Genomic DNA, 10,362 nt, shown 5'->3' with positions numbered 1-10,362 from the left:
GGGCGTAGTTGCGGCCGAACGTCTCCTCGCCCCCGATCCCGCGCAGGATGCGGAGACCGGCCACGATGTCGGTGGCCATCGACGTGAGCTCGGAGTTGCGGCTGCGCTCGACCTGCTGGCGTCGGTGCAGCGGTCGCAGCAGCGGCAGCGCGGCGCCGAGGAGGACCGGTGCGGCGACGAGCACGACCACGCCGAGCTGCCACGACATCGACAGCACGATCGCCGCGACGGTCAGGTAGGAGACGAACTGTGCCGCGGACCGCGCCAGGATCTCGGTCAGCGCACCGAACTCGTCGGAGTCGCTCGACGCGACGCTGAGCACCTCGCCGGTGGGGGAGCGCCGCGGCAGGACGTGGCCCATCTGCGCGATCTTGCGGGTGACCATCTGCGTCGTGCCGTAGAGGCTGATCAGCCAGCTGCGCACGACCAGCGTGTGGAAGACGACGCCGAAGACGCCGCCGACCACGACCACGCCGAGCATGACCGCCACCCATCCCAGGAGGGCGCTCGTCGAGCCCGCGAGGATGCCCTCGTCGACGGCCCGGCCGAAGATGTAGGGACCGAACGTCAGGGGCATCAGCCACAGCAGGCAGGCCAGGGTGGACAGGCTGATGACCTGCCACTGCTGGCGCAGCACCCACCTGAGGAACGCCGCGGGCGACCGGGTGTCGGGGTCCGGCGTGGGAGCGTCGTCTGAACCGGAGAAGAACGTCGCGATCCGGGGTGGGAAGTCCTGCATGTCGTGATGAGCGTAGGTGCCCGTGCCCATGCGGCACGACGCATTAACGGCTCAGGCGTACGCCGGGTAGTCGACGTAGCCCTCGGCGGCGCCGCCGTAGAAGGACTCGGGCCGCTGCGGGTTGAGGGGGAGGCCCTCGGCCAGTCGCCGCGGCAGGTCCGGGTTGGCGATGAAGGTGCGACCGAAGGCCGCGGCGTCGATCAGCCCGGCCTCCAGCAGCCGGTTCGCCTTCTCGAGGTCGTAGTTGCCCGCGCCGACGATGGGTCCGGGGTGGGCCGCGCGCAGCGCCTGCCGGTAGTCGTCGTCGAGGACCGGTCCGCCGGCCCAGTCGGGCTCGGACAGGTGGAGGAACGCGAGGTCGCGGCGGCCCAGCTCGCCGGCGACGTACAGCCCGGCCTCGGCGCCTTCGGGGTCGTCGGTGCCGTTGAAGGAGCCGACCGGGGAGATCCGGATCGCGACCCGGTCGGCGGACCAGGCGTCGATGACCGCGTCGGTGACCTCGAGCATCAGCCGGGCGCGGTTCTGCAGCGAGCCGCCGTACTCGTCCGTGCGCTGGTTGGCGTCGGCGGCGAGGAACTGGTGGAGCAGGTAGCCGTGGGCGCCGTGGATCTCGACGAGGTCGAAGCCGGCCTCGCGTGCGTTGACCGCGGCCCGGCGGTAGTCCTCGATCACGCGCGGGATCTCCTCGAGGCCCAGCGCCCGAGGGGTCGGGCAGCTGACGCGGGTGGGCCGGCCGTCCTCGCCGCGCACGGTGGTGCGGTTGCGGTAGGGCAGTGCGCTCGCCGACACCGGCAGGCCGCCGTCGTGGAAGGACTCGTGGGAGACCCGGCCGACGTGCCAGAGCTGGGCGGCGATGAGGCCCCCGGCGTCGTGGACGGCGTCGGTGACCTCGCGCCAGCCCTCGACCTGCTCGGCGCTGTGGATGCCGGGCGTGTCCATGTAGCCCTTGCCCTCGGGGCTGACCTGGGTGCCCTCCGAGATCAGCAGGCCGGCGCTCGCCCGCTGCACGTAGTACTCGGCCATCAGTGCGTTGGGCACGTCACCTGGCGCCGTCGCGCGCATCCGGGTGAGCGGCGCCATGAGGACGCGGTTGGCGGTCTGGACGGCGCCGAGGGTCAGGGGCTCGAAGAGGGAGGGCACGGGGGGCCAACGGGTGCCCACCGCCACCTATTCCGGCCGCGGCCCCCTCGCGTGGCTGCCAGGGGGACCCCTGCGGGCGGTGTGCGGCACACCACCCGCGAGGCAGGATGGGCGCGTGACGCTTCTCTCCCAGCTGCGAGACGTTCCCGCCCGGCTCCGCAACGAGTCCCGGCAGGTACCCACCCACGACATCGACGAGGACGAGGTCGAGGTCGAGTCGACGGCCCACGCCGCCGCCGGCGTCACCGCCGTCGCCGTCGCCATGCGGCGCGCCATCGGCCAGATGGGTGTACGCCGCACGGCGTCCACCCTGACCCGGCTCAACCAGGTCGACGGCTTCGACTGCCAGGGCTGTGCCTGGCCGGACCCGGCACCCGGGCACCGGCACGCGGCCGAGTTCTGCGAGAACGGCGCCAAGGCCGTCGCCGAGGAGGCGACCCGCCAGTTGCTCGACCGCGAGTTCTTCGCGACCCACTCCGTCGAGGACCTCGCCGGGCGCACCGAGTTCTGGCTCGGCAAGCAGGGCCGCATCACCGAGCCGATGGTCCTGCGCCCGGGCGCCACCCACTACACCCCGATCTCGTGGGACGACGCCTTCGCCACCATGGCCGACCACCTGCGCCGGCTCGACCACCCCGACCAGGCCACCTTCTACACCTCGGGCAAGACCTCCAACGAGGCCGCGTTCGTCTACCAGCTGTTCGTGCGCGCCTTCGGGACCAACAACCTCCCCGACTGCTCCAACATGTGCCACGAGTCCTCCGGGTCCGCGCTCGTGGACACCATCGGCATCGGCAAGGGCTCGGTCAGCCTCGAGGACATCCACCAGGCCAAGCTCCTGCTGATCGTCGGGCAGAACCCGGGCACCAACCACCCGCGGATGCTGTCGGCGCTGGAGGAGGCGAAGTCCCGCGGTGCGCGCATCATCTCGATCAACCCGCTCCAGGAGGCCGGCCTGGTCCGCTTCAAGAACCCGCAGAAGCCCAAGGGGCTCACGGTGGGCACCGCGCTGGCCGACCTGCACCTGCCGATCCGGCTCAACGGCGACCTCGCGTTCTTCCAGGCGGTGGGCGCGTTGCTGGTCGAGTGGGACGCGGTCGACCACGACTTCCTCGACCAGTACACGACCGGCTTCGACGCCTACGTCGACCACGTCGCCGACCTCGACTGGGACAAGGTCGAGGCCTCGACCGGCCTGACCCGCGACGAGATCACCACTGCCGCCCGCATGATCGCGGAGTCGCCGGCCACGATCACCTGCTGGGCGATGGGCATCACCCAGCACCACAACGCGGTGGGCACCATCAAGGAGATCGTCAATGTCGCCCTGCTGCAGGGCAACATCGGCAAGCCCGGTGCGGGCGTGTGCCCCGTGCGCGGCCACTCCAACGTCCAGGGCGACCGGACGATGGGCATCTGGGAGCGCGTGCCCGACCACTTCCTCGACGCGATCCGCGACGAGTTCGGCTTCGAGCCGCCCCGCGAGCACGGGCTCGACACCGTCGGCTCGATCGAGGCGCTGCGCGACGGGAAGATCCGGGTCTTCATGGGGATGGGCGGCAACTTCGTCGGCGCCGCCCCCGACACGGAGGCCACCGAGGCGGCGATGCGCAACGCCGCGCTGACCGTGCACGTCTCCACCAAGCTCAACCGCTCGCACGTCGTCCACGGTGGGGAGGCGCTGATCCTGCCCGCCCTGGGCCGCAGCGAGAAGGACCTCACCGGGGGCCGGGTGCAGCGGGTGACCGTCGAGGACTCGATGTCGGCGGTGCACGCCTCGCACGGTCCGCTCGACCCGCCGTCGGAGCACCTGCGCTCCGAGGTCGACATCATCTGCTCCCTCGCCCTCGCCACGCTCGGTGACGACTCGCCGGTCCCGTGGGCTGCGTTCCGCGACGACTACACCGAGATCCGCCGCCGGATCGCCCGCGTCGTCCCCGGCTGCGCGTCGTACGACGAGAAGGTCGACGAGCCTGGTGGCTTCGTGCTGCCGCACCCGCCCCGTGACAACCGGGTGTTCGAGACGACGAGCGGCCGAGCGGTCATCACGTCGACGCCGCTCGAGGTGCTCGACGTGCCGCAGGGTCGCTTCCTGCTGCAGACGATGCGCTCCCACGACCAGTTCAACACCACGATCTACGGCCTCGACGACCGCTACCGGGGTGTCAAGGGGGGCCGGCGGGTCGTCTTCGTCAACCCCGACGACCTGCGTGACCTCGGCTACGCCGAGGGGGACGTGATCGACCTGGTCAGCGAGTGGCGCGACGGCGTCGAGAGGATGGCCCGGTCCTTCCGCGTCGTCTCCTACGACCAGCCGCGCGGGTGCGTGGCGGCCTACTACCCCGAGGCCAACCCTCTCGTCCCGCTGGACTCCACGGCGGAGAAGAGCAACCAGCCGGTCTACAAGTCCATCGTGGTCCGGCTGGACCGTCCCGGGGAGGCCGGCCAGGGGACCGGCTCCTCGCACGGCTCCGCCGACCAGGGCGAGGGGTCGCTTCGCGACGACACCCCTCACCACCTCAGCTGAGGCTCGGCCGCGGGTGAGCTGAGGGTTGCCTCACCAGAACCCACCCACGGGTTCCGCAGTCCGGGTACGGTGGCGAGCGATGACCACGCACATCGACGTGCTCACCTCGCGCGAGGTCCCACTGGGGGGTCCCAGGGCCATGCGCGTACGACGCACGCTCCCGCAGCGCCATCGTTCCCTGATCGGCGCCTGGTGCTTCGTGGACCACTACGGGCCCGACGAGGTCGAGCAGACCGGCGGGATGGTCGTCGCGCCGCACCCGCACACCGGGCTGCAGACCGCGAGCTGGCTCTTCGAGGGCGAGATCGAGCACCGCGACTCGGCGGGCAACCTCGCCGTCGTACGCCCTGGTGAGCTCAACCTGATGACGTCGGGCCACGGGATCAGCCACTCCGAGGTCTCCACACCCGGCACCTCGGTCCTGCACGGCGCCCAGCTGTGGATCGCCCTGCCCGAGGCCAGCCGCGACACGGACCCCGGCTTCGAGCACTACGTCCCCCAGCCCGTGCGCGGCCCGGGCTGGGAGGCTCGCGTGTTCCTCGGCTCGCTGCTCGGGGCGAGCTCCCCGGTGCGGACCCACACCCCGCTGCTGGGGGTCGAGCTGATGCTGGCGACCGGCAAGAGCCTCGAGGTCGAGGTCGACGAGACCTTCGAGCACGGCGTCCTGCTCGACGTCGGCGTGATCGAGGTGGAGGGGACCGAGCTCAAGCCCAGCGACCTCGCCTACCTCCCGCCGGGCGGCAGGACCGTGACCATCACCGCCCTCGAGGAGTGCCGCCTGCTGGTCCTCGGCGGACCGCCGTTCGGCGAGGCCATCGTGATGTGGTGGAACTTCATCGGCCGCACCCACGACGAGATCGTGGGCTTCCGCGAGGAGTGGCAGTCGCAGGTCGTCGACGGGACCCAGGCGGACGGCCGCTTCGGTGTCGTCGACATCGACCTGAAGCCGATCCCGGCCCCCACCCTGCCCCACGTCCGGCTCAAGCTCCGGCACTGACCCCGGACGGCTGCGGCCCACGGCGAAGCGTCGATGCGGCCCTCGGCCCGATAGATTCAGGCAGTGCCCGACACCCGCCCCCGCCGTACGTTCGCCGTCATCAGCCACCCCGACGCGGGCAAGTCCACCCTCACCGAGGCGCTGGCACTGCACGCCCGGGTGATCACCGAGGCAGGGGCCGTCCACGGCAAGGGCGACCGTCGCGCCACCGTCTCGGACTGGATGGCGATGGAGAAGGCGCGCGGCATCTCGATCACCTCGGCCGCGCTGCAGTTCGTCTACCGCGACCACGTGATCAACCTGGTCGACACCCCTGGCCACAGCGACTTCTCGGAGGACACCTACCGCGTGCTGTCCGCCGTCGACTCCGCCGTGATGCTGGTCGACGCGGGGAAGGGGCTCGAGCCCCAGACCCTCAAGCTGTTCAAGGTCTGCGCGCTGCGCGGCATCCCGGTGATGACGGTCATCAACAAGTGGGACCGGCCCGGGCTCTCGGCGCTCGAGCTGATGGACCTCATCCAGCAGAAGATCAAGCTGCGGCCCACGCCGCTGACCTGGCCGGTCGGTGAGGCCGGCGACTTCCGCGGTGTGCTGGACCGGCGTACGGGCGAGTTCGTGAAGTACACCCGCACCGCCGGCGGCGCCACCCGCGCCCCCGAGCGCCGGATGGCCGCCGACGAGGTCGAGGAGGTCGACGCAGCCCTGTGGGCCGACGCGCTCGAGGAGCACGAGCTGCTCACCCTCGACGAGGCCGACCACGACCAGGACCGGTTCCTGGCGGGGGAGACGACGCCCGTCATGTTCGCGTCCGCCCTGCAGAACTTCGGAGTCGCCCAGCTGCTCGACCTGCTGCTCGACATCGCCCCCGACCCCAGCCCGACCGAGGGCGTCGACGGCTCGGTCCGCAAGGTCGAGGACGACTTCAGCGCCTTCGTCTTCAAGGTCCAGTCGGGCATGAACAACGCCCACCGCGACCGTCTCGCCTACGCCCGGGTCGTGTCGGGTGCCTTCGAGCGCGGCATGGTCGTCACCCACGCCTCCACCGGTCGCCCCTTCGCGACGAAGTTCGCCCAGTCGGTCTTCGGCCGCGACACGCAGTCGGTCGAGACCGCCGAGCCGGGCGACATCATCGGCTTCGTCAACGCCCAGTCCCTGCGCGTCGGCGACACGGTCTACGTCGGCGACCCGATCGAGTACCCGCCCGTCCCCAGCTTCGCCCCCGAGCACTTCGTGACCGCCAGCGCCGGCGACATCGGCCGCTACAAGCAGTTCCGCCGCGGCATCGAGCAGCTCGACCAGGAGGGCGTGGTGCAGGTGCTGCGCTCCGACCTGCGCGGCGACCAGAACCCGGTCCTGGCCGCGGTCGGCCCGATGCAGTTCGAGGTCGTCGAGGACCGGATGACCAACGAGTTCAACTCCCCGATCCGCTTCAGCCGGCTCGACTACCAGGTCGCCCGGCGCACGGACGCGGCCGGCGCCGCGGCGCTCGCCGGGATGCGCGGCGTCGAGGTGCTCGAGCGCAGCGACGGCACCCGCCTCGCGCTCTTCGTCGACCAGTGGCGCGCCATGGTCACGGCCCGCGACAACCCCGACGTGATGCTCGAGGCGCTGCCGGCGGGCGGCAGCTGACCGACATCCTCCCTGTCGGTGGCGTGCGCGAGGATGCGGACATGGCGGACGGGGCGGCAGGCGCGGGACCAGTGGTCGGTGACGACGGCGTGGCGCGGTGTCCCTGGGGCGCCGGCGACCCGGTCAACCTGCGCTACCACGACAGCGAGTGGGGGAGGCGCGTCTCCGGCGAGGCCGCGCACCTCGAGCGGCTCACGCTCGAGGCGTTCCAGTCGGGGTTGTCCTGGCTGACCATCCTCAACAAGCGCGAGCACTTCCGCGCCGCCTTCGCCGGCTTCGACGCCGACACCGTCGCGGCCTACGACGACCGCGACGTCGAGCGGCTCATGGCCGACGCCGGCATCGTGCGCAACCGCCGCAAGGTCGACGCCGCGATCGCCAACGCCCGCGCCACCGTGGCCCTGCGGGAGCACGGCGGCCTCGAGGCCTTCATCTGGTCCTTCCGGCCCGAGCCGGGTCCGGCGCCGCTCACGACCGCCGACGTGCCCACGACCTCGCCGGAGTCGCTCGCGCTCTCCCGGGCGCTCAAGAAGGCCGGGTTCGCCCACGTCGGCCCCACCACGATGTACGCCCTCATGGAGGCCATCGGCCTCGTGGACGACCACCTGGCGGGGTGCCACCGACGGGGCACCGCCTGATCTCAGCCGGGCTTGCGCCAGACGGAGACGTGGCTCTCGCTGTCGTCGGCGAAGGGGCTGCCGTGCCAGTCGGCGACGCGGCGCTCGAGCTCCATGCCTGCGAGCTGGGCCATCAGGTCGCACTCGGCCGGCCAGATGTAGCGGAAGTTGCTCGCGCCGTACGTCACCGTGCCGTCGTCGTGGCGCCGGTAGTGGTGGGAGGTGCCCTGCTGGGTCGTCAGGTCGTAGGTGTCGAAGCCGGCGTGGTGGCGCCCGACGTGGAACGGCACCGCCGCCTGGCCGGGTGGGTAGCGCCGGATGCCGGGCACCCACAGCTCGACGACGAAGCGGCCGCCGGGGAGCAGGTGGCGCGCCGCGTTGCGGAAGCACGCGACCTGCTCGGCCTGGGTGCGCAGGTTGCCGATGCTGTTCCAGACGACGTAGACCAGGCCGAACTCGCCCGGCGCCGTCGCGGTCGCCATGTCCCCCACGACGACGGGGAGGTCGGCCCGCTTCGCGTGGAGCACGTCGACCATCGGCTGCGACAGCTCGATGCCGCTCACCGCGACGCCGCGCTCCGCCAGCGGGATGGCCACCCGGCCGGTGCCGATCGCCAGCTCGAGCGCGGCGCCGTCCCCGGCCAGCTCCGTCAGGAGGTCAACGGCGGGGTCGAGCACCTCGGGCGCGAACATGAACCCCGAGCTCTCGTCGTACCTCGCGGCCGTCTCGGCGTCCCAGTAGTCGCTGGTCGTCATTCCACCCACGCTGCCGTACGACGGACAGCGCTCGCCACCCGATTAGGCTGCCGGTCCATGACCCGCGTGCACGCCTTCACCGGCGACGATGCCCTGACCGACCTCGACGCCACCGGGCTGGTGGCGGCCCTCGCGGCCGGGGAGGTCTCGGTGCCGGAGGTCGTCGAGTCCGCGATCGCCCGCACCGAGCAGGTCGACCCGGCCCTCGGGGCCGTGGCCCACGCCGCCTTCGACCGGGCGCGCGGGGAGGCCCTCCACCCGCGGGGCGGCTGGTTCGCCGGCGTGCCGACCTTCGTCAAGGACAACGTCGACGTGGCGGGAATGCCCACGCAGCACGGCGCCGACGCGTTCACGGCCTCGCCCGCGCAGGCCGACGGCGACTTCGCCCGGATGTACCTCGCCACCGGGCTGATCCCGCTGGGCAAGACCCAGCTGTCCGAGTTCGGCTTCTCGGGCGCCGCCGACCACGTACGCCTGGGGCCGGTGCGCTCGCCGTGGAGCACCGACCACTACGCCGGCGCGTCGTCCGCGGGCTCCGCAGCGCTGGTGGCGGCGGGGGCCGTCCCGATCGCCCACGCCAACGACGGCGGCGGCTCGATCCGGATCCCGGCGGCGGTCAACGGGCTCGTCGGCCTCAAGCCCACCCGCGGCCGGCTGGCCCAGGACAAGATGATGCGCGACATGCCCGTGCGGATCGTCTCCGACGGGGTCCTGACGCGCAGCGTCCGCGACACCGCCGCCTTCTACCGCGAGGCCGAGAAGGTCTGGCGCAACCCGCTGCTGGCGCCGGTGGGCGACGTCACCCGCCCCGGCAAGGCCCGGTTGCGGATCGCCGTCGTCACCACCGGCATCGGCCGCGACCCCAGCCCCGAGGTGCGCGAGCTGACGCTGCGCACGGCCGCCCTGCTGGAGTCGCTGGGCCACCAGGTCGAGGAGATCGACAACCCGGTGCCCGCGAGCTTCCCCGAGCACTTCGTGCGCTTCTGGTCGATCCTGGCGCTCGCGATCTCCCGGCGCGGTCGCAAGGACTTCGGCCCCAGCTGGGACCCGACCAAGCTCGACAACCTCACCCTGGGGCTGGCCCGGCACGCGGCCCGGAACCTCCACAAGCAGCCGTTCTCGATCGCCGTGCTGCGCAGCTCCCAGCGGATGGCCGCCCGCCACCGCGCGTCGTACGACATCACCCTCACGCCGACCCTGGCCACGGAGACGCCCCGGGTCGGGCACCTGCGCCCCGACCAGGACTACGACGAGATCATGGCCCGGCTGATGGAGTGGGTGGCCTTCACGCCGCTGCAGAACGCCACGGGGGAGCCGGCCATCTCGCTGCCCCTGGCCACGACCGCCGGCGGGCTGCCGCAGGGCATGATGCTGGGCGCCGGAGCGGGTCGCGAGGCCCGGCTCCTGGGCCTGTCCTACGAGCTCGAGGAGGCCGTCGGATGGCCCCGGATCCAGGGGGCCTGAGGGGCCTTCCGGAGGCCGCTCGGAGGGGCGTCCGGAGCCGATTTCTCATCCGTGGTGGGGCGTGTGTATCGTTCTCCGTCGTTGCCCCTTTAGCTCAGTCGGCAGAGCGTCTCCATGGTAAGGAGAAGGTCTACGGTTCGATTCCGTAAAGGGGCTCTGGATCGGATCCCTCCCTCCGGGAGTTGTCCGGCCTCCGCGGCGGGGTAGCTCAGGTGGTTAGAGCACACGGCTCATAATCGTGGTGTCGCGGGTTCGAGTCCCGCCCCCGCTACCACCCACACTCCGCACCACCCGCAACCCGAGGATCACCCATGGCCAGCAAGAGCTCTGACGTTCGCCCCAAGATCACGCTCGCGTGCACGGAGTGCAAGGAGCGCAACTACATCACCAAGAAGAACCGGCGCAACGATCCCGACCGGATCGAGCTGAAGAAGTTCTGCCCGCGCTGCCGCGCCCACACCGCGCACCGCGAGACCCGCTGACGTTCTCACCGC

Annotated in this window: 9 protein-coding genes and 2 tRNA genes; 8 read left to right on the top strand and 3 right to left on the bottom strand. The window is 71.8% G+C overall.

Annotated elements, in window-relative coordinates:
- Together JWN97_RS06480 and nemA are read right to left on the bottom strand one after the other, a co-directional pair.
- Positions 1-739, bottom strand: a 739-nt coding sequence (locus tag JWN97_RS06480) for an ABC transporter transmembrane domain-containing protein (protein WP_297620148.1), incomplete at its 3' end; no start/stop codon positions are given.
- A gap of 51 nt (positions 740-790) precedes the next feature.
- Positions 791-1,879, bottom strand: coding sequence for an N-ethylmaleimide reductase (gene nemA / locus JWN97_RS06475; protein WP_297620145.1), 1,089 nt, complete (start codon positions 1,877-1,879; stop codon positions 791-793).
- 115 nt (positions 1,880-1,994) lie between these two features.
- Between nemA and JWN97_RS06470 the strand changes: the two genes are divergently transcribed.
- The 4 genes from JWN97_RS06470 (at position 1,995) to JWN97_RS06455 (ending at position 7,670) form a co-directional block, all read left to right on the top strand.
- Entirely contained in the window at positions 1,995-4,406 is a 2,412-nt protein-coding gene (locus JWN97_RS06470) for an FdhF/YdeP family oxidoreductase (RefSeq protein ID WP_297620142.1), read from the top strand.
- Between the two features lie 79 nt (positions 4,407-4,485).
- Positions 4,486-5,403 (top strand): pirin family protein, encoded by a 918-nt coding sequence (locus JWN97_RS06465; RefSeq protein ID WP_297620139.1) that lies wholly within the window; start codon positions 4,486-4,488, stop codon positions 5,401-5,403.
- 63 nt (positions 5,404-5,466) lie between these two features.
- Positions 5,467-7,032, top strand: coding sequence for a peptide chain release factor 3 (locus JWN97_RS06460; protein WP_297620134.1), 1,566 nt, complete (start codon positions 5,467-5,469; stop codon positions 7,030-7,032).
- A gap of 41 nt (positions 7,033-7,073) precedes the next feature.
- On the top strand, positions 7,074-7,670 hold the full coding sequence (locus tag JWN97_RS06455; protein WP_297620130.1) for a DNA-3-methyladenine glycosylase I: 597 nt from the start codon (positions 7,074-7,076) through the stop codon (positions 7,668-7,670).
- Positions 7,671-7,672: 2 nt separating this feature from the next.
- Here the strand turns inward: JWN97_RS06455 and JWN97_RS06450 are convergent, their stop codons facing one another.
- On the bottom strand, positions 7,673-8,404 hold the full coding sequence (locus JWN97_RS06450; protein WP_297620127.1) for a class I SAM-dependent methyltransferase: 732 nt from the start codon (positions 8,402-8,404) through the stop codon (positions 7,673-7,675).
- A gap of 57 nt (positions 8,405-8,461) precedes the next feature.
- On the opposite strand from JWN97_RS06450, the gene JWN97_RS06445 reads away from it, so the two are divergent.
- The 4 genes from JWN97_RS06445 to rpmG all read left to right on the top strand — a co-directional run bounded on the left by JWN97_RS06445 (position 8,462) and on the right by rpmG (position 10,350).
- Positions 8,462-9,868, top strand: coding sequence for an amidase (locus tag JWN97_RS06445; RefSeq protein WP_297620124.1), 1,407 nt, complete (start codon positions 8,462-8,464; stop codon positions 9,866-9,868).
- Positions 9,869-9,951: 83 nt separating this feature from the next.
- A tRNA-Thr gene (locus JWN97_RS06440) sits at positions 9,952-10,024 on the top strand.
- A gap of 41 nt (positions 10,025-10,065) precedes the next feature.
- Positions 10,066-10,142 (top strand) — tRNA-Met (locus tag JWN97_RS06435).
- A gap of 37 nt (positions 10,143-10,179) precedes the next feature.
- A complete protein-coding gene (rpmG, locus tag JWN97_RS06430; protein WP_056602159.1) occupies positions 10,180-10,350 on the top strand; it encodes a 50S ribosomal protein L33 in 171 nt (56 codons plus the stop codon).
- Positions 10,351-10,362 lie beyond the last annotated feature (12 nt).

The organism is Nocardioides sp. (assembly GCF_025965415.1).
In the GTDB taxonomy this organism is placed as follows: Bacteria; Actinomycetota; Actinomycetes; order Propionibacteriales; family Nocardioidaceae; genus Nocardioides.
This window is presented reverse-complemented; position numbering and strand designations above follow the sequence as displayed.

What these genes read in the sequence shown, in the direction of transcription:
- JWN97_RS06465 (WP_297620139.1), top strand. Translation starts at nt 4,486, where the DNA reads ATGACCACGCACATCGACGTGCTCACCTCGCGCGAGGTCCCACTGGGG.
- JWN97_RS06450 (WP_297620127.1), bottom strand. Translation starts at nt 8,404, where the DNA reads ATGACGACCAGCGACTACTGGGACGCCGAGACGGCCGCGAGGTACGAC.
- rpmG (WP_056602159.1), top strand. Translation starts at nt 10,180, where the DNA reads ATGGCCAGCAAGAGCTCTGACGTTCGCCCCAAGATCACGCTCGCGTGC.
- JWN97_RS06455 (WP_297620130.1), top strand. Translation starts at nt 7,074, where the DNA reads ATGGCGGACGGGGCGGCAGGCGCGGGACCAGTGGTCGGTGACGACGGC.
- JWN97_RS06445 (WP_297620124.1), top strand. Translation starts at nt 8,462, where the DNA reads ATGACCCGCGTGCACGCCTTCACCGGCGACGATGCCCTGACCGACCTC.